Here is an 18689-nt window from a genome sequence, read left to right on the forward strand (position 1 = left end):
AGAGGACAGGAAATGCAATTTTTAATTATTCCAGGAATCGGCGAGAAGGTCGGCAGGTTGCACCCACAGACACCTTGAGGAGGATGGCATGGCCCCCCGCCAGACGACCACCGCCGGCGCGCCGGTACCCACGAATGAAACGTCCCAGACCGCCGGCCCTCGCGGCCCGGTTCTGCTGGAGGACTATCAGCTAATCGAGAAGCTGGCCCACCAGAACCGCGAGCGCATCCCCGAGCGCGTCGTCCACGCCAAGGGCTGGGGCGCGCAGGGCACCTTCACGGTGACGCACGACATCTCGAAGTACACCCGCGCCAGCATCTTCTCGAAGGTCGGCAATAGCTGCGACATCCTCTCGCGCTGGTCGACCGTCGCCGGCGAACAGGGCGCCGCGGACGCCGAGCGCGACGTGCGCGGCTTCTCGGTCAAGTTCTACACCGACGAAGGCAACTGGGACGTGGTGGGCAACAACACTCCCATCTTCTTCGTCCGCGACCCCTACAAGTTCCCCGACTTCATCCGCACCCAGAAGCGGCACCCGAAGACCAACTTGCGGTCGCCCGAGGCGATGTTCGACTTCTGGGCGGCGCAGCCCGAGTCGGTTCACCAGGTCACCATCCTGATGTCGGATCGCGGCATCCCGATGAATCCGATGCACATGCACGGCTACGGCAGCCACACCTATTCGTTCTGGAACGACGCGGGCGAGCGCCACTGGGTCAAGTTCCATTTCCGCTGCCAGCAGCCGATCCGGAACTACACCAACGCCCAGGCCGAGAAGCTGATCGGGCAGACGCGCGAGAGCTATCAGGAAGACCTCTACAACGCGATCGACGAAGGCAACTTCCCGAAGTGGGAGCTGAACATCCAGGTCATGGCCGAGGAAGAGGCGCGGACCTGCGGCTTCAACCCGTTCGACCTGACGAAGGTCTGGCCGCACGGCGACTATCCACTGATCCCGGTCGGAATGCTCGAGTTCAACAAGAACCCGGACAACTACTGGATCTTCGTCGAAAACGCCGCCTACTCGCCGTCGAACAAGGTGCCGGGCATCGGCTACAGCCCCGACAAGATGCTCCAGGGCCGGGTCTTCGCCTATGCCGACGCGCACCGCTATCGCCTCGGCACGCACTACGAAGCGCTTCCGGCGAACGCGCCGCAGGTCCCCGTCCATCACTATCACAAGGATGGCACGATGCGGTTCTTCCCGCAGGTGACGGGTCATCCCGATGCCTATTACGAGCCGAACCAGTACGGCGAGTCGGCCAAGCCCGACGCCTCGGTCAAGGAGCCGCCACTGCGCATCGAGGCGGACGCAGACCGCTATCGCCAGAACGAAGAGGACGAGGACTACGTCCAGCCGCGCAAGCTCTATGCCGAGGTGATGGAGCAGGATGAGCGCAACCGGCTGCATTCGAACATGGCCGCCGCCATGGCGCCCTGCTCGGAAAGCGTGAAGGAGCGTTGGCTGGCGGTGCTGAAGAAGGTTCACCCTGACTATGAAGCCGGCGTCCGGGCGGCCTTGCGCCACCCGAAGGACGAGGTCGCGATCTCGGTGACGGAAGAGACGCCGACCGCCGCCGAATAGGGCGGTTCACCGCAGGAAACTTGATCGGGGCGTCCGTCGCGGGCGCCCCTTTCTTGTCCGGTCACCCGATCATCGGCGACCAGTTGCCCGACGTCTCGTCGTAGTGGCCCTTGAGACGGTGGAGCGCGATCCGGAGCACGATCTTGCCCGAGCGTGCCGACCAGCCCATGCGCTGCTCGACCGCCTCCATGCCTTCGAGGAAGCAGCAGCAGCGCAGGACGACGTCGCCCAGGCCCGGCCCCAGGTCCGACAGCGCCGCCGTCACCCGTTCGCGCGCGCGGCTCGAACCGCCGCCCGCGCCGCCCGGATTGAAGCTTCCGCGCGCGCCGCCTTCGAGGAAACGCTCCCAGTTCTGGGTGATGCGGGGGCCCATCTGCGCCAGTTCGAAGTCCTCGCGCAGTCTTTCGCCCGCAGCGACGAGATCGGCGGTCAGGAAAGGCGCGCCGCCCCGGTCCTTGCGGCGGGCGAGCGCGGTCATCGGACTTTCGGCGGCGTTGTAGCGGATGCCGCGCTTCTTGTTCGGCCGGTCGTCCGCGTTGCGCCGCGCCCAGTCGCGGTGCTGCTCGGAATAGGGGTCCATCCCCTCGCCCATGTTGGCGCGGAGCGCTTCCTCCTCGGCCAGAAGACGTTTCAGCGCCATGCGGCCGGCCTGGGTGATGCGGTAGCGCTGGATGCGCCCTTCGCCCTGCGGGGCGATCCAGTCCTTCAGGACCATCGCCTCGGCCAGCGCGCGGTCGACGACAGCGGTGCGCAGCGTCTGGCCGTCCTTCTCCTCGCGCACGATGACGGCCTTTTCCATGTCGGCCGCGATGGCGAGGCAGGCGCCGGGCTCATTGAGACGGCGCAGGATACGCGGCGCGGCCTCCTTCAACTGGTCGTCGTCCGGCACGGCGAAGTCTTCGGGTTTTCTGTTCAGCATCACGACTTGGGTACCCCCTGGAGTTACAGCACGCCGGTCGGGTCGGGCAGCGACCCCTTCAAGCCGGCGAAGTGCCAGATCGACGAGAAGATCGTCGCGGCGCGTCTCGAAGCGCCGCACCTGCCGCAGGACGGTCGAGGCGTGGCAGCCCGCCTCTCGCGCGAGCGACCGTATGGATCTGCCATGGGTCACATGCGCGAGGTAGGTTCTGACCTGGGCGGGAACCCAGTCCGGCCCTTGATCGACGCAGCAAAGTCCTTGCACCGCAAGCGACATCCGTCTCCCCCTTTCATCCCCGGCGCTGATACGCCGTAACAACCTGTGATAGTAATGATTGCCGCTTCATTAACGGCCGCCGGGTTAAGGATGATCGTTCCCCAAGTTTGTAAACAAAGGAAAATATGATCGGGCGCTGATGCGTGGCATTAAGCAACACACGCTTGGGTTGCGTTAGCTGTCGGGAATGCTTAACAGGAGTACCGCCCGTGACCGATCCCCAGAGCCTGCTTTCCTCGCTCCGCCGTCCCAGCCTTCTGGTGCGCGCCGCCCGTCACGGCGCGGCCGATTACAACCGCGACCGCCTGTTGCGGCGCGTGTTGCCGGGAGAGATGCCTCCGGGTCCGGGATTGGCGTTCGAAAGGCTGGCCGAGCGCGAGGCCGAAATCGACCTGGCGCGGCGCGAGGGCGGCGCGGCCTATTCGGTCGCGCGCCATGTCGAGGCGCTGGTGGCGCTGATCGAGGAGGCTCGGCTGGCGCTTCTTCGCCAGCCGGCCGCGAACTGAGACCCTAGTCGAAGCTCTCGGGGATCTCGGACTTCCGTCGCGCGACATAGGCGTCGAGCGCTTCGGCGACGCCCTGGTCCAGCGCGGGTGCCTGATATTCGGACAGCATCCGCGCGACCTTGGCCGTGGCCAGGGCCTCGGTGTCCCGCGCACCTTCCTCGGCCCAGGTCTCGAACGGCTTGTAGTCGAAGACGCCGGTCCGCCAGAAGGCAGTCTGGAAATTGGCCTGGGTATGGGCGCAGCCAAGGTAGTGACCGCCCGGTCCGACCTCGCGGATGGCGTCCATAGCCTGAGCGTTCTCGGACACGTCGACGCCGCCTGCGAGCCCGTGGAGGATGCCGAGCTGATCGGCGTCCATCACGAATTTCTCGTAGCTGGAAACCAGTCCGCCCTCCAGCCATCCGGCCGCGTGAAGCATGAAGTTGACGCCTGAAAGAAGACCGACGTTCAGCGAGTTGGCGGATTCGTAAGCGGCCTGCGCGTCGGGCAACTTGGAGCCGCAGAAGGCGCCCGCCGAGCGGTAGGGCAGCCCCAGGCGACGGGCAAGCTGGCCCATGCCGAAGGTGATCTGCGCGGCTTCGGGCGTGCCGAAGGTGGGGGCGCCCGAGTTCATGTCGATCGAGGTCACGAAGGCGCCCGCGATTACGGGTGCGCCCTTGCGGACAAGCTGGGAATAACCGACGCCGACCATGACCTCGGCCAGCACCTGCGTCAGCGTGCCTGCGACGGACACCGGCGACATGGCGCCGCCCACGATGAAGGGCGACACGATGGCGGCCTGATTCGCCGCGGCATAGGTTTCGAGCGCGCCCATCATCGTGCCGTCGAAGGTCAGCGGCGAGTTGATGTTGACGAGCGACGTCATCACCGTGTTCTGCGCCACGAAATCCTCGCCGAAGAGGACACCGGCCATCTCGACCGAATCCTTCGCCCGCGACGGCTCGGTGACCGAGCCCATGAAAGGCTTGTCCGACAGCGTCATGTGGGCGTGGAGCATGTCGAGGTGACGGACGTGGACGGGCACGTCGGTCGGCTCGCAGACCGTGCCGCCCGAATGGTGCAGCCATTTCGACATGTAGGCGAGGCGGACAAAGTTGCGGAAGTCGGCGATGGTCGCATAGCGACGTCCGCCCGCGGCATCGCGGACGAAGGGCGGGCCGTAGACCGGGGCGAGGACGAGGTTCGGGCCGCCGACCTCGACGTTGCGTTCGGGGTTTCTGGCGTGCTGCGTGAAGCGGGCGGGTGCGGTCTTGCACAGTTCCCGCGCAAGGCCCTTGGGAAGGCGCACACGGTCGTCCTGGACGTCAGCGCCGGCGTCGCGCCAGCGCGCGAGCGCCTCCGGGTTGTCCGAGAAGACGACGCCGATCTCTTCCAGCACCGTTTCGGCGTTGGCCTCGATGATCTCGATCGCCTCAGGGTGAAGGATGTCGAGGTTGGGGATGCGGCGCTCGATGAAGCGCGCGGCCTCGTGCCGGATCTGGGTGCGTTCGGCGCGGCGCGCCGCTCCCCCGCCCGTACCGCGGCGGCGTTTCTGGCTGTTGTCGTCCATGGGTCGGCTCCGGATCTCGACGTCTGTTCCAGTCATAGGCCCGAGACGGCCCGCCGCGGACGATGTTTCCGCCGCTCTGCGACTGAAAACGACATCCTGTGCGACGGGCCGCTTCGTCCGGAGGGAGCGGCTCCGGACGAAGGGTGGGTCAGGTCAGGCGGCCTGACGGTTCAAGGTGCCTTCGGCGAGCTTGGTCAGCTTCTCGTCCGCGGCGTATTCCTGGTCGAGATTGGCCTGGAGAAGCTGTCCGACCTCCTTGGGAAGGCCGAGCGTCTTGCACCACGACACCATCGTGCCGTAGCGCGTGATCTCGTAGTGCTCGACGGCCTGAGCGGCGGCGATCATGCCGGCGTCACGGGTATCGCCGTCTTCGGCCTCGTCCATGATCTCCTTGCCTTCCTCGAGGATGCCCTCGATTGCGGCGCAGGTGACGCCGCGGGCCTTCATGCCAAGGTGCTCGAAGATCTTCTCGAGGTTCTCGATCTGGGTGTTGGTCTCTTCGAGATGGCTTTCGAAGGCCTCCTTCAACTCGGCGCTGTCGGCCTTGCGCGCCATCTTGGGCAGGGTCTTCTTCACCTGCTTCTCGGCGTAGTAGATGTCCTTCAGGAAGTGCTTGAACAGCCCGTCAAGGTCCTTCATGTCGTGTCCTCCGGTCGTGTTTGAGTGTGCCGTGTGCGTATGAAGTCGGAACGCGACGACCGCCGGGCGGTTCCGCCTTTTCCACAGGCGTCGGACACTCTCACATCGCCCGGCGGCGTCCTGCCGGGGACCCTGCCCTTGCACGGCGCGCGGACGCGCCGTAAGCCAGCCCCATGACCCAGCACGCGACCGAACATCAGCGCCTTCTCATCGTCGACTTCGGCAGCCAGGTGACGCAGCTCATCGCGCGGCGGCTGCGCGAGCTGAACGTCTATTGCGAGATCCATCCCTATCAGAACGTGACCGACGCCTTCCTCGCGGATTTCGCGCCGAAGGCCGTCATCTTCTCGGGCGGACCCGATTCCGTGGTGCGCGAGGGCTCGCCGCGTCCCCCCGCCTCGGTTTACGAGCTGGGCGTTCCGATCCTGGGCATCTGCTACGGCCAGCAGGCGATGATGCAGGACCTGGGAGGTCGGGTCGAAGGCGGCAAGATCTCGGGCGGCGGAGGGACTGCTGAGTTCGGCCGCGCCTGGGTCGAGCCGAAAGGATCGCTGCCGCTTCTCGAGGGCTGGTTCCATACCGGCCGCGAGCAGGTCTGGATGAGCCACGGTGACCACGTCTCGCAACTGGCGCCCGGCTTCGAGGTCTATGGCACCTCGCCCAATGCGCCCTTCGCCGTGACCGCCGACACGGAGCGGCACTTCTACGCGGTGCAGTTTCATCCTGAGGTGCATCACACCCCTCGCGGCGCGCGACTGTACGAGAATTTCGTGCGCCTCGCGGGCTTCACCGGCGACTGGACGATGGCCAGCTACCGCGACGAGGCGATCCGCATCATCCGCGAGCAGGTCGGCGACCGGCGCGTGATCTGCGGGCTGTCGGGCGGCGTCGATTCCTCGGTCGCGGCGGTGCTGATCCACGAGGCGATCGGCGACCAATTGACCTGCGTCTTCGTCGACCACGGGCTTCTGCGGCTGAACGAAGCCGACGAAGTCGTGACCATGTTCCGCGACAACTACAACATCCCGCTGATCCACGCCGACGAGAGCGAGCTGTTCCTCAGCGCGCTCGAGGGCGTGTCCGACCCCGAGCTGAAGCGGAAGACCATCGGCCGGCTCTTCATCGACGTTTTCCAGAAGCACGCGAACGAGATCGACGGCGCCGAATTCCTGGCCCAGGGCACTCTCTATCCCGACGTGATCGAAAGTGTCAGCTTCTCGGGCGGCCCCTCGGTCACGATCAAGTCGCACCATAACGTGGGCGGCCTGCCCGAGAAGATGGGCCTGAAGCTTGTCGAACCCTTGCGCGAGCTCTTCAAGGACGAGGTCCGCGCTCTGGGGCGCGAGTTGGGCCTGCCGCCGTCCTTCATCGGCCGGCACCCCTTCCCCGGCCCGGGCCTCGCGATCCGCTGTCCGGGCGAGATCACGCGGGAGAAGCTGGACATCCTGCGGAAGGCCGACGCCGTCTTCATCGACCAGATCCGGCGACACAACCTTTACGACGACATCTGGCAGGCCTTCGTGGCGATCCTGCCCGTCCGCACCGTGGGCGTGATGGGCGACGGCCGGACCTATGACTTCGCCTGCGCGCTGCGGGCGGTCACCAGCGTCGACGGCATGACGGCGGACTACTATCCCTTCAGCCACGACTTCCTGGGCGAGACGGCGACGCGCATCATCAACGAGGTCGGCGGCATCAACCGCGTGACCTACGACATCACCTCGAAGCCCCCCGGGACCATCGAGTGGGAATGAGGACGACGCCATGACGCTCCACCTGACCGGACGGCTGATCTGCCGCGACGAGGCCGAAGCCGGGATCGTGCGGGCTCACCTGGCCGAGCATGTGCGGCTGACGCGGGACGAGCCGGGGTGTATATCGTTCGAGGTCGCTCAGGACGACGATCCTCTTGTCTGGACCGTGACGGAGGCTTTCGCCGACCGGACCGCCTTCGAGGCGCATCAGGCGCGCACGCGGGGAAGTGTCTGGGGCACGGCGACGACAGGGATTCAACGGGACTTCTCGATCCGCGAGGACTGACGTCGGAGGAATCCTGTGGGCCGAACGGCCATTATCGGCCAGAATGGCGTCAGGGGCAGTGCGGGATGACGACATGGGCTTGATTCGATGGATTTTCTCGATCGCGGTGCTGGCGATGTGGCTGGCGCTTATCGGGACGGGGCTCTACGTGGCGATGTACCATGCGCCCGAGACGCCCGAGGGGCAGGCCATCGTCGTCCTCGGTCATGGCATGGATGAGGCCGGCACCGCCCTCTCGCCCGAAAGCGAGGCACGGCTCGCCAAGGGCATCGAGCTCTACGGGGCCGGCAAGGCGCCGCTTCTGGTCCTGACGGGGGGCGGCACACCGCCCGTGGCGCGCGCGATGGAGACGGTGGCCTTGGCAGCCGGTGTCCCGCAGGACGCCATGGTCGTCGAGGACGCCTCGCTCTCGACGTTGCAGAACGCGCTTTTCACCGCAGACATCGAACGGCTGGCGCATGACCGGCCCATCCTTCTCGTCACGAACCGCTATCACCTGCCGCGCGCGAACGCCTCGTTCCGCTGGGCGGGCTTCGAGGACGTGCGCAACGTCGCCGCAGACCCCGAGGGCGGCTTCGCCATCACCGAGGGTCTTCTGTGGGAAGCGGTGAAATGGCCCTGGAACGCCCTTCGCGCCGCGGCGGCGAGCGCGTCCGAAGCGGCGAACGTGCCGCGCGAAAGCTACATCAAGTACCTCGAATGACCGACTCCTCACGGCCGCTGGTGGCAGCGGCCTGGATGAGCGGCGCGGTCGTGTCGTTCTCGTCGATGGCCGTCGCCGGGCGGCAACTCTCGGGCGAGTTGGACAGCTTCGAGATGATGATGTACCGGTCGTTCATCGGGCTCTTCATCGTGCTTGCCGTGGGGACCGCGACGGGCAAGCTGCGCGAGGTGCGCTTCGACCGCCTGCGGCTTCACCTCCTGCGCAACCTCGCCCACTTCACCGGCCAGAACCTGTGGTTTTCGGCCCTGCCGCTCATCACGCTGGCGCAGGTCTTCGCGCTCGAGTTCACCTCGCCCATCTGGGTCGTGGTCTTCGCCGTCCTCTTCGCGGGCGAAAGCCTGACGCGGTCGCGCGGCCTCGCCGTGCTTCTGGGCTTTGCGGGAGCGCTTCTGGTCGCGCGACCGGGCGTCGGAGGAGATGCGCTTGGCCTCGCCTTCGCCGCGGCTTCGGCGATCTGTTTTGCCGGGTCCATCGTGACGACGCGGATGCTGACGCGGAGCGAGACGATCCTCGGCGTCCTCTTCTGGCTGACCGTCATGCAGGCGGTCATGGGCATCGTCGCGGTCGGATGGGACGGCGACGTGGCTTGGCCGCGGGCGTCGTCCTGGCCTCTCGTCATCCTGATCGGCTGCGCCGGCCTTCTGGCGCATACCTGCGTGACGAACGCGCTTGCCGTGGCGCCCGCCATCGTGGTGACGCCGATGGACTTCGTGCGCCTGCCCGCCATCGCCATCGTGGGCGCCCTCTTCTACGGCGAGGCGCTGGACCTCTGGGTCCTTCTCGGCGCGCTGATGATCTTCACGGGCAACTGGTTCAACCTGTTTGCGCAGACACGGCGGTAGGGAATTCGTGACGCTGCGTTACGCCCTTAGGCTGACGCATCGTCAAGAATTGACCGCGGCCTACTATCCTTCCGAATATCAACCCGAGGTTTCAATGAAGACCGGGAGGAGGATCATGAAACACCTTGCGAGCACGACGGCCCTGATCGTCGTCACCGCCGTCCCGGCCTTTGCGGCCGGCGTCGAGCGCAACAACCAATCCGTCGCCGTGCTGTTCGAGCAGGGGCGCTATCTGGAGTTCGGGGGCACCTTCGGAAGCCCTGACGTCTCGGGTGTCGGAAGCCCCACCTCGCCCACGCCGGGCGCGTCCTCGGGCGACATGACCGAGAGCTACTTCTCGTTCGGCGCGGCCTACAAGGCGGACCTGAACGACACATGGTCCTATGCGGTGATCTTCAACCAGCCCTACGGCGCCGACGTGGCCTACCCGACCGGAACCGGCTATTTCGCGCAAGGCTCCACGGCGACGCTCGACACCAACGCGCTGACCGGGATCATCCAGTACAACATGCCGTCGAACGTCAGCCTCTATGCGGGCGTGCGCGGCCAGACCCTGTCGGCCGAGGCGACCGTACCCTTCGTTGCCGACTACTCCGTGGTGGGCGACCGCGACCTGGCCTTCGGTTGGCTCGCCGGCGTCGCCTATGAAAAGCCCGAGTTGGCCCTGCGCGTCTCGCTGACCTACAACTCCGAGATCGAGCATTCGCTCGACACCGAGGAGACCTCGCTGGCCGGCTCCGGTCCGTCGACGACCGAGATCACGGCGCCGCAGTCGCTGCACCTCGAGTTCCAGTCGGGCGTTGCCGAGGACACGCTGGTCTTCGGCTCGGTCAAGTGGGTCGACTGGACCGAATTCGCCATCGCGCCCGCGATCTATACCGGCGCTCTCGTCGGTGCGCCGCTGGTCAGCTATGCCGACGACCGGACGACATTCACGCTTGGTGTCGGACGCCGCCTCAGCGACGTCTGGTCGGTCGCGGCCTCGGTCAGCTACGAGGACCACACAGGCAGCCTGACGGGCAACCTCGGGCCAACGGACGGCCAGCTCGGCGCGACGCTCGGCGCCACCTACACGCGCGGCAACATGAAGCTAACTGGCGGCGTCAGCTACGTCGACGTCGGTGACGCGCGCACCAACGTGGGCGGTGCGGTCGGCGGCATCTTCGACGACAACACTGCCTGGGGCGCGGGCCTGAAGGTCGGCTACACCTTCTGATCGGGTCGCGGCGCGATCATCGGACGGCCCTCCTCGCGGGGGCCGTCTTCATTTCGCAGGTTCCGGGTCGCCTGCTTGTCTGCCGCGCGATAGATCGCGGCGCATGGCACAGACCGACATCACCGCCGCGACCTGGGGCAGGCTCTCCCTCCTCGCCCTGATCTGGGGCGGCTCGTTCCTTTCGGTGCGCGTGGCGCTCGACGAAATCGGGGTACCTTCCGTCGTGGCGCACCGGGTGCTGTGGGGCGCCCTTGCGCTTTGGGCGGTGGTGCTGGCGCGCCGCCTGCCCCTGCCGCGCGACGCGCGCGTCTGGGGCGCGCTTCTGGTCATGGGCTGCCTCAACAACGCCATTCCCTTCACCCTTCTCGCCTGGGGCCAGCTCTATATCGAGACCGGCCTGACCGCGATCCTGAATGCCGCAACGGCGCTTTGGGGCGTCCTCGTCGCGGCGGCGGTGTTTGCGGACGAACGGCTGACACCGGCGCGGCTTGCGGGCGTCCTTATCGGTTTCGGGGGCGTGGTGACGGCCATTGGTCCCGCAGCACTTTCCGCCTTCGACCCGCGGTCACTGGCGCAACTCGCGGTGATCGGTGCGACGGTAAGCTATGCCCTCGCCGGAAGCTGGGCACGGGCCCAACTCTCGGGATTGTCGCCCCTCTTCAGCGCGGCAGGGATGCTGACGGGCGGGGCGCTGATCCTTCTGCCGCTCGCCTGGATGGTCGATGGTCCCCTGCCCCTCGACTTGCGCCCCGAGACCTGGATCGCCGTCGCCTATGTTTCCCTTGCCGCGACGGCACTGGCCTATCTCCTCTACTACCGTATCCTTGCCGCAGCCGGCGCGGGCACGCTGATGCTCGTCACCCTGATGATCCCGCCCGTGGCGATCCTCCTCGGCGCGGCGGTCAGGGACGAGGCGCTGGAGCCGCGCGCCTTCGCGGGCTTCGCGCTGATCGCCCTCGGTCTCGCCGTCCTCGACGGGCGGGCCGGCCACGCCCTGACAAAATCCCGCCGCGCCTGATTGACCGGCCCCGGCCCGCGCCGTAACCCTCGGGCCGGTCACACGGGACGTTCACACAGGTCGGCGGGAATGATCTACGACAGCGGCGAGGCCTGGCGGACGACGCGCGAAAAGCGCGTCATGCTCTTCGGCATGTCGGGCCTGGGCAAGACGCATGTCTCGTCGATGCTGCGCGACGCGGGCAACTGGTTCCACTACTCGGTCGATTACCGCATCGGCACCCGCTACATGGGCGAGCACATCGCCGACAACTTCAAGCGAGAGGCGATGAAGGTCCCGCTTCTACGCGAGCTTCTGATGACGGACTCGGTCCACATCGGCTCGAACATCACCTTCGACAACCTCGCCCCCCTTTCGACCTACCTCGGCAAGCCCGGCGATCCCGCGAAGGGCGGTCTGCCGTGGGAGGAATACCTCCGCCGTCAGGACCAGCACCGCGCGGCCGAGACGGCGGCGATGCTCGACACCGCGCATTTCATCCGCAGGGCGGGCGAGCTTTACGGCTACGACCATTTCGTCTGCGACACGTCCGGCTCTGTCTGCGAGATCGTCGATCCCTCCGATCCCGCCGACCCGGTCCTGTCCGCGCTGTCTGACACGCTCCTGATGATCTGGATCGAAGGCTCGGACGCCCACACGCAGGAGCTTGTCCGCCGTTTCGACCGGGCGCCGAAGCCGATGTGCTACCAGCGCGAGTTCCTCGACGCGGCCTGGGCGGCCTATCTCGCCGAGACCGGCCTCGCGCTCGAGGCCGTCGACCCCGACGCCTTCGTGCGCTGGACCTACGCCCGCGCGCTGGCGCACCGCCAGCCACGCTATCGCGCCATCGCAGACAATTGGGGCCTGACACTCAAGGCCGACGATGTGGCGCGGATCGAGACCGAAGCCGACTTCGTCGACCTCGTCGCCCGCGCCTTTCCGGCCTGACGCTTCATCTTGCCGGAAATACGCAAACCACGCCCGACGGGCGCGGATCGGCCAGAGGCTTGAGGCCTCTGCCCCTTCCGGGTATCGCTATCCTCCGGACCGGAGACCCCAGATGCCTATCAAGCTGCCCTCGACCCTGCCCGCCTACGACGTGCTTTCGCGCGAAGGCGTCATGGTGATGGACGAGGAGCTGGCGCAGCATCAGGACATCCGGCCGCTGAAGATCGGTCTTCTGAACCTGATGCCGAAGAAGATCCAGACCGAGAACCAGTTCGCCCGGCTGATCGGCGCGACGCCTCTGCAGATCGATTTCCGCCTCATCCGCATGTCCGAGCACGAGACAAAGAACACGGCGGCCGAGCACATGGAGGCCTTCTATCGCCCGTTCCAGGAGGTGAAGCACGAGACCTTCGACGGCCTCGTCATCACGGGCGCGCCGATCGAACACCTGCCCTTCGAGCAGGTCACCTACTGGGACGAGCTGACCGAGGTGATGGACTGGACCCAGACCAACGTGCATTCGACCTTCGGCGTCTGCTGGGGCGGCATGGCGATGGCCTGGCATTTCCACGGGGTCGAGAAGCACATGCTGCCGCACAAGGCCTTCGGCTGCTTCCGGCACCGCAACCTGGCGGCGACGCATCCGCTTCTGCGCGGCTTCTCGGACGATTTCGTGATGCCCGTGTCCCGCTGGACCGAGATGCGGCAGGAGGACATCGACGCGGCTCCCGGGCTGACGACGCTTCTGACCTCCGAGGTCACGGGCCCCTGCCTCGTCGACGATCCGGCGCACCGGGCGACCTACATCATCAACCACCTCGAATACGACTCCGGCACGCTGAAGGAGGAGTACGACCGCGACGTGGCGAACGGCACGCCGATCAACGTGCCCGACAACTACTATCCCGGCGACGACCCCTCGCAGCCGCCGCTGAACCGCTGGCGCAGCCATGCGCATCTGCTCTACGGCAACTGGATCAACGAGATCTACCTGACGACGCCCTTCGACACGCGGCTCATCGGGCGCTCCTCGACAGACCTGCGGCGCTGAGCGGGCGGAGGGTCGGGAGGGTGCTGACGACCGGCCTTGTCGCCCTCGCCGTCCTCATCGGCTTCGGGCTGTGGATCGACCGGAAGGCCGACCTGAACGAGGCACGGAGCGAGGCGCGGTTCCCCCCGCAGGGGAGCTTCGTGACGGTGAACGGGCGCGACGTGCATGTCGTCGTCAAGGGCAAGGGGCCGGACCTTGTCCTGATCCACGGCGCGGGCGGGAATTCGCGCGATTTCACCTTCCGTTTCATGGACCGGCTGACCGACCGCTACCGCGTATTCGCCGTCGACCGCCCGGGACTGGGCTACAGCGAACCCCTCCTCCCAATCAGCGCCTTCGGCGGTCGCGCCGCCACGCCCCGCGAGCAGGCGCGGCAGCTTGCCGACGCGGTCGCGCAGCTTGGCGCCGACCGGCCGATCGTCCTCGGCCATTCCTACGGCGGAGCGGTCGCGATGGCCTGGGCTCTCGAGCGTGACGTCTCGGGACTTGTCATCGTCTCCGGCGTGGCCATGCCGTGGCCGGGACCGCTCAGGCTCTATTACCGCTTTTTCGGGTCGCCCCTGGGTGGCGCGCTTGGTGCGCCTCTCGTCTCGGCCTTGTGGGGTCCGGACCGTCTGGACGCCTCGGTCGCGGGCATCTTCGCGCCCCGTCCGACACCCTCCGGCTATGTCCAGGGCGCGGGCGTGTCGCTGGCGACGCGCACCGGGCACTTCAGCGCCAGCGCGCGGCAGGTGCGGGAGTTGAGGCCCCAGATCGTCGAGCAAAGCGCCGATTACGGCCGCATCGAGGTGCCGGTCGAGCTGGTCCACGGGGTAGAAGACGACACCGTCCCCGCCGATGTCCATGCGATCCCGCTGTCGCGGATCCTGCCGGATGTCAGCCTCACCCTCCTCGACGGCGAGGGGCACGCGCCGCATCACACGGACCCCGACGCCGTGGTGCAAGCCATCGACCGGGTGGCCGCCCGCGTCGGATTGCGCTGACCCGACCGCCTGCTAAGGTGGCGAAAAGTGAAAGCGCATCACATGACCACCCTCCCTTTCGACGGCGAGATCTCCCGCTATTTCCGCGAGGAGGCGCCCGCCGAGGTCCGCGAGGCGATCGAGACCGCGGACAAGGACGACATCCTCTCGGACGACTATCCCTACGACGAAGAGATCAAGAGCAAAGACTACGACAGGGAGATGGAGGCGCTCCAGCTCGAACTCGTCCGGCTCCAGGCCGATGTGAAGGAGACGGGCAAGCGCATGGTCGTCGTCTTCGAGGGCCGGGACGCTGCCGGAAAAGGCGGCACGATCAAGCGGTTCCGGGAGAACATGAACCCACGCGTCGTGCGCATCGTGGCCCTGTCGAAGCCGACCGAGACGGAAGCCGGCCAATGGTACTTCCAGCGTTACATCGAGGAGATGCCGACGGCGGGCGAGATCGTGATCTTCGACCGCTCGTGGTACAACCGCGGCGTCGTCGAGCATGTCTTCGGTTTCTGCACGCCAAAAGAGCGCGAGAAGTTCTTCGCGCAAGTCCCTGATTTCGAACGGATGCTGGTCGACGAGGGCATTCACCTCGTCAAGCTCTGGCTGAATGTCGGACGGGCCGAGCAGCTCAAGCGGTTCCTGCAACGCGAGGCCGATCCCCTGAAGCAGTGGAAGGTGTCCTGGATCGACGTCGAGGGATTGAAGAAGTGGGACGCCTATTCCGATGCGATCCGCGAAACGCTGGAGCGGACGCACAGCGATTATGCCCCCTGGACCGTGGTGCGGTCCGACGACAAGGAACGCGCACGCCTCGCCGCGATCCGAACCGTGCTGCGCGACATCGACTATGCCGGGAAGGGCCGGATCGAGGTGCCCGACCCGAAGATTGCGGGTGGGCCGGACATCTGGAATGCCTAAGCAGGGCTACCACCACGGCAACCTCCGGCAGGCGCTGGTCGATGCCGCGCTCGAACTGATCGAGGAGAAGGGCCCGACGGGCTTCACTCTGTCCGAGGCGGCGAAGCAGGCGGGTGTCACGCCTGCGGCCGTCTACCGCCACTTCGAGGGCCGCGAGGACCTGATCGCCGAGGCCGCGCGACAGGGGTTCGAGATCTTCGCCGACCTGATGGACTATGCCTACGAGACGGGCCAGCCGTCCTCGCTGGCCGCGTTCGAGGCGACGGGGCGCGCCTATCTGGCCTTCGCGCGGCGGTATCCGGGGCACTACGTCGCGATGTTCGAGTCGGGCATTCCCGTGAACCGGACGCCCGAGCTCGCCGAGGTCGCGGCCCGCGCGCATGGCGTGCTCGAGCGCGCCGCCCGGACACTGGCCGAACAGATCCCTGTTGAAAGAAGACCGCCGCCGCAGATGTTCTCGGCGCATATCTGGGCTATGTCCCACGGGGTGGTCGAACTGTTCGCGCGCGGTTCGCCCGGGACAAGGTCGCCGTTTCCGCCCGAGGATCTTCTCGAAACCGGGATCGGTATCTATCTGAGAGGTCTCGGGTTGATCGAGAAGGATACGTGACGCCATGCAAAAGCGCTGCGGGACTTCGCCGCAATTCGGCCCGGTTCTCGCGACAGCTTCACCGATGACGGAAAGGACGATCAGATGACTGACAGTTTCCTCCCCCTCGGCCTCCTCGGCGGCCTTCTGGCTCTTGGCCTCGCGCTTGCGGCCAAGGCCCGGCCGAAGCGGGTGCACGTCCCCGTGCGGTCGGAAACGCCGCGTCGCTGACCCTTTCGGGGCGCGACGGGCGTGCATATCTGAGCCGTATGGACGACTTCGATTTTCCAAGGCTTCTCTACCTCGTCATTCTCGGCGCGGCCGTGATCGGCTGGCTTCTGGCCGAGAACCGCCAGAACCTGGGCAGCACGCTGCGGATGGCGCTGGCCTGGGTGCTGATCTTCGTGGGCGCCATCGCGGGTTACGGCTTGTGGCAGGATGTCCGGCAGGAGATCGCGCCGCGGCAGGCGGTCCTCGAGGACGGCGCGCGGATCGCGGTGCCGCAGGGGCCCTCCGGCCATTACCACCTGACGGCGGAGGTGAACGGAACGCCGATCCGCTTTCTCGTCGATACCGGCGCGTCGGACATGGTCCTGACGCTGGAAGACGCGCGACGCGCGGGCCTGGCAGTCGAGAATCTTGCCTTCGTGGGCTCGGCGCGCACCGCGAACGGGGTGGTCAGCACCGCCTCTGCCGTGCTCGATGAGATCGCCATCGGACCCTTGTCCTTCGACCGGGTGCGCGTCTCGGTCAACGGCGGCGAGATGTCGGACAGCCTGATGGGGATGAGCTTTCTGCGCCGCTTCGGGCGCATCGAGATCGCTAACGGCGCGTTGATCCTCGAACCCTAGGTGCCGCTTTCGGCCTTCTTGATCCAGCGTCCGCTGTCCTCGGCCCAATAGTATGCCGCAACGCCCGCCTCGGTCAGGGTGCGCCACTGGGCGCGTGCCGTCTGGACGGCGGCGGCGTCGGCACCTTCAAAGAGGATGCAGACCCTCTCGGCCCCCTTCACCTCGTCCGGCGCGACGTCCGCGCCGCCGACGCTCATCACGCAGGATCGACGGTCGGACGCTGGCGCCACCGTCAGGAGAACGGGCTGGTCGGCGTCATGCGGCCCGCCATCGAGCCCGTGGGGCAGAAAGCCCTCGACCGCCCAAAGCTGTCGGTCGAGCCTATCCATCGCCTCGCGCTCGCGGCCCCGGACCTCGACCCGCCAGCCCTGCTCGAGCGCCTTCGCCAGCAGGACCGGGAGGGTCGATTCCAGCGGGCGCTCGGTCAGGTGATAGAAATAAGCCTGCCCCATCACTCCTCCGCGCCGTCGGTCTCCTCGGGGGCGGGCTCGGGCTGCGGTTCCGGCTTCGGCTCGTAGCGGTCGCGGACGAGCCGGTCGAGCGCCAGGACGCCCCAGCCGGTGGCGCCCTTGGGCGCGAGCGTCGTCGATGTCTTGAGGCTCGCCACACCCGCGATATCGAGGTGGATCCAGGGAGTGCCGTCCTTGACGAAGCGGGCGAGGAACTGCGCGGCCGTGATCGAACCCGCCGGCCGGCCGCCGGTGTTTTTCATGTCGGCCACGCGGCTCTTGATCTGCTCGTCGTAGCCTTTGCCCAAAGGCATCCGCCAGGCGCCCTCGCCCTCGGCTTCGGCTGCGTTGAGGAAGGCTTTCGCCAGCGCGTCGTCGTTGGAATAGACGCCCGCCATCTCGTGCCCGAGCGCGATGATGACAGCACCCGTCAGCGTGGCGAGGTCGATCATCGCGGTGGGTTCGAAACGGTCCTGCACGTACCACATGATGTCGCAGAGAACGAGGCGGCCCTCGGCGTCGGTGTTCACGACCTCGACCGTGTCGCCCTTCATCGAGACGACCACGTCGCCCGGCCGCTGTGCCTTGCCGTCGGGCATGTTCTCGACGAGGCCCACGATGGCCACCACGTTAGCGCGGGCCTTGCGCAGCGCCAGCGCCCGCATGACGCCGGCGACGGTGCCTGCGCCGCCCATGTCCATCGTCATGTCCTCCATGCCGACAGCGGGCTTGATCGAGATGCCGCCCGAGTCGAAGACGACGCCCTTGCCGACAAGGGCGAGGGGCTTTTCGTCGCCGCCGCCGCTCCACGTCATCACGACGACCTTCGAAGGACTTTCGGACCCCTGCCCCACGGCCAAAAGCGTCCGCATCCCGAGCTTGTCGAGATCCGCCTCCTCCAGCACTTCGACCTTCACGCCGAGCTTCGCCAGGCCCTTCAGCCTCTCGGCGAATTCTGTGGTGGTCAGGATGTTCGAGGGTTCGTTGACGAGATCCCGTGTGAAATAGACGCCCTCGGCCAGCGCGGCCTGAGCGCGCGCGCTGTCCTGTGCAGCCTCGGAAGCGCCCATGACCGTCAGAGTTCCGTGCGCGTCAGCCTTCTTCGACAGGTAGGCGTCGAAGGCGTAGCACCGCAAAAGCGCCGCGAGGACGACGTCGTCCAGACCACGAAGCCCGCCGCCAAGGACGAGCGCGCCCTTGGGACCGAGAGCCGCGCCAATGGCGGCGCCTGCCTTCCGCGCGGCCTCGCCCTTTGTCTTGCGGTCGAGCCGGATCACCTGCACCGCTTCGGCAGCGAGGCCGGAAGGCCAGGACATGAGATGCGCGCTGCCGTCCTTCATCTTGCCGAAAGCCTCGCTCTCGGCGAAGCGCTTCAGAGCGCCGCGCGTCAGCTTGTCGATCCGCCGCCCGAACTTGTCGAGCGTCCCGTCCTCGGGGACGAAAACGACGATGCGCCCTTCGGTGTCCGCGATGCGGTCGAGGTCGGCGTCGGTGAAATCGAGCTGCGGCAGGTCGGTCATGGAATCCTCGGACTGGGGTGGAGCCCCATTGCTAGACGCCCTTTTCCGGGCTGACCAGCGCCGATGCCGCGTCTAGCGGTTTTACCAGGGCCCCGC

20 protein-coding genes are annotated in these 18689 nt (G+C 66.8%); 15 read left to right on the plus strand and 5 right to left on the minus strand.

Annotated elements, in window-relative coordinates; all coding sequences use genetic code 11:
- The first annotated feature begins 88 nt into the window (after nucleotides 1-88).
- Complete coding sequence (locus EF888_RS11380; RefSeq protein ID WP_109758479.1) at nucleotides 89-1585, plus strand: catalase; 1497 nt, start codon at nucleotides 89-91, stop codon at nucleotides 1583-1585.
- Between the two features lie 61 nt (nucleotides 1586-1646).
- Here the strand turns inward: EF888_RS11380 and EF888_RS11385 are convergent, their stop codons facing one another.
- Nucleotides 1647-2780 (minus strand): DUF6456 domain-containing protein, encoded by a 1134-nt coding sequence (locus tag EF888_RS11385; RefSeq protein WP_109758478.1) that lies wholly within the window; start codon nucleotides 2778-2780, stop codon nucleotides 1647-1649.
- Between the two features lie 209 nt (nucleotides 2781-2989).
- Here EF888_RS11385 and EF888_RS11390 point away from each other — a divergent pair, with 209 nt between their 5' ends.
- A complete protein-coding gene (locus EF888_RS11390; RefSeq protein ID WP_164721670.1) occupies nucleotides 2990-3286 on the plus strand; it encodes a DUF6477 family protein in 297 nt (98 codons plus the stop codon).
- Between the two features lie 4 nt (nucleotides 3287-3290).
- On the opposite strand, the gene EF888_RS11395 is transcribed toward EF888_RS11390, so the two are convergent.
- Together EF888_RS11395 and EF888_RS11400 are read right to left on the minus strand one after the other, a co-directional pair.
- Nucleotides 3291-4835: a trimethylamine methyltransferase family protein gene (locus EF888_RS11395; protein ID WP_109758477.1), complete on the minus strand. Its 1545-nt coding sequence runs from the start codon at nucleotides 4833-4835 to the stop codon at nucleotides 3291-3293.
- Nucleotides 4836-4988: 153 nt separating this feature from the next.
- Nucleotides 4989-5474, minus strand: a complete 486-nt coding sequence (locus EF888_RS11400) for a YciE/YciF ferroxidase family protein (protein WP_109758476.1) — start codon at nucleotides 5472-5474, stop codon at nucleotides 4989-4991.
- Nucleotides 5475-5647: 173 nt separating this feature from the next.
- Here EF888_RS11400 and guaA point away from each other — a divergent pair, with 173 nt between their 5' ends.
- The 13 genes from guaA to EF888_RS11460 all read left to right on the plus strand — a co-directional run bounded on the left by guaA (nucleotide 5648) and on the right by EF888_RS11460 (nucleotide 16624).
- The gene (gene guaA, locus EF888_RS11405; protein ID WP_109758475.1) at nucleotides 5648-7228 is read left to right on the plus strand and encodes a glutamine-hydrolyzing GMP synthase; all 1581 of its coding nucleotides are present in this window, start codon (nucleotides 5648-5650) and stop codon (nucleotides 7226-7228) included.
- Nucleotides 7229-7238: 10 nt separating this feature from the next.
- Nucleotides 7239-7514, plus strand: coding sequence for a putative quinol monooxygenase (locus EF888_RS11410; protein ID WP_109758474.1), 276 nt, complete (start codon nucleotides 7239-7241; stop codon nucleotides 7512-7514).
- A gap of 73 nt (nucleotides 7515-7587) precedes the next feature.
- Nucleotides 7588-8217 carry a YdcF family protein gene (locus tag EF888_RS11415; protein ID WP_164721671.1) on the plus strand — a complete coding sequence of 210 codons (630 nt, stop codon included), beginning with the start codon at nucleotides 7588-7590 and terminating at the stop codon, nucleotides 8215-8217.
- Nucleotides 8214-9080: a DMT family transporter gene (locus EF888_RS11420; RefSeq protein WP_109758472.1), complete on the plus strand. Its 867-nt coding sequence runs from the start codon at nucleotides 8214-8216 to the stop codon at nucleotides 9078-9080. The genes EF888_RS11415 and EF888_RS11420 overlap by 4 nt, the downstream gene beginning before the upstream one ends.
- 115 nt (nucleotides 9081-9195) lie before the next feature.
- Nucleotides 9196-10296, plus strand: a complete 1101-nt coding sequence (locus EF888_RS11425; protein ID WP_109758471.1) for an OmpP1/FadL family transporter — start codon at nucleotides 9196-9198, stop codon at nucleotides 10294-10296.
- A gap of 103 nt (nucleotides 10297-10399) precedes the next feature.
- On the plus strand, nucleotides 10400-11314 hold the full coding sequence (locus EF888_RS11430; protein WP_109758470.1) for a DMT family transporter: 915 nt from the start codon (nucleotides 10400-10402) through the stop codon (nucleotides 11312-11314).
- Between the two features lie 69 nt (nucleotides 11315-11383).
- A complete protein-coding gene (locus EF888_RS11435; protein ID WP_109758469.1) occupies nucleotides 11384-12241 on the plus strand; it encodes an ATPase in 858 nt (285 codons plus the stop codon).
- Between the two features lie 112 nt (nucleotides 12242-12353).
- On the plus strand, nucleotides 12354-13292 hold the full coding sequence (metA, locus tag EF888_RS11440; RefSeq protein WP_109758468.1) for a homoserine O-acetyltransferase MetA: 939 nt from the start codon (nucleotides 12354-12356) through the stop codon (nucleotides 13290-13292).
- A gap of 20 nt (nucleotides 13293-13312) precedes the next feature.
- Nucleotides 13313-14275, plus strand: coding sequence for an alpha/beta fold hydrolase (locus EF888_RS11445; protein ID WP_109758467.1), 963 nt, complete (start codon nucleotides 13313-13315; stop codon nucleotides 14273-14275).
- A gap of 42 nt (nucleotides 14276-14317) precedes the next feature.
- Nucleotides 14318-15184, plus strand: coding sequence for a polyphosphate kinase 2 (ppk2, locus tag EF888_RS11450; protein WP_109758466.1), 867 nt, complete (start codon nucleotides 14318-14320; stop codon nucleotides 15182-15184).
- Entirely contained in the window at nucleotides 15177-15794 is a 618-nt protein-coding gene (locus tag EF888_RS11455) for a TetR/AcrR family transcriptional regulator (RefSeq protein WP_109758465.1), read from the plus strand. The genes ppk2 and EF888_RS11455 overlap by 8 nt, the downstream gene beginning before the upstream one ends.
- Before the next feature lie 84 nt (nucleotides 15795-15878).
- Nucleotides 15879-16004 (plus strand): hypothetical protein, encoded by a 126-nt coding sequence (locus EF888_RS22465; RefSeq protein ID WP_277601020.1) that lies wholly within the window; start codon nucleotides 15879-15881, stop codon nucleotides 16002-16004.
- A 38-nt stretch (nucleotides 16005-16042) separates the two neighbouring features.
- Nucleotides 16043-16624: a retropepsin-like aspartic protease family protein gene (locus EF888_RS11460; RefSeq protein ID WP_109758464.1), complete on the plus strand. Its 582-nt coding sequence runs from the start codon at nucleotides 16043-16045 to the stop codon at nucleotides 16622-16624.
- Here the strand turns inward: EF888_RS11460 and EF888_RS11465 are convergent.
- On the minus strand, nucleotides 16621-17076 hold the full coding sequence (locus EF888_RS11465; protein WP_109758463.1) for a DNA polymerase III subunit chi: 456 nt from the start codon (nucleotides 17074-17076) through the stop codon (nucleotides 16621-16623). The genes EF888_RS11460 and EF888_RS11465 overlap by 4 nt on opposite strands.
- Nucleotides 17076-18593 carry a leucyl aminopeptidase gene (locus EF888_RS11470; protein ID WP_109758462.1) on the minus strand — a complete coding sequence of 506 codons (1518 nt, stop codon included), beginning with the start codon at nucleotides 18591-18593 and terminating at the stop codon, nucleotides 17076-17078. Before EF888_RS11470 ends, EF888_RS11465 begins: the two co-directional genes overlap by 1 nt.
- Nucleotides 18594-18689: the final 96 nt, after the last annotated feature.

The organism is Silicimonas algicola (genome assembly GCF_003970735.1).
GTDB lineage: Bacteria > Pseudomonadota > Alphaproteobacteria > Rhodobacterales > Rhodobacteraceae > Silicimonas > Silicimonas algicola.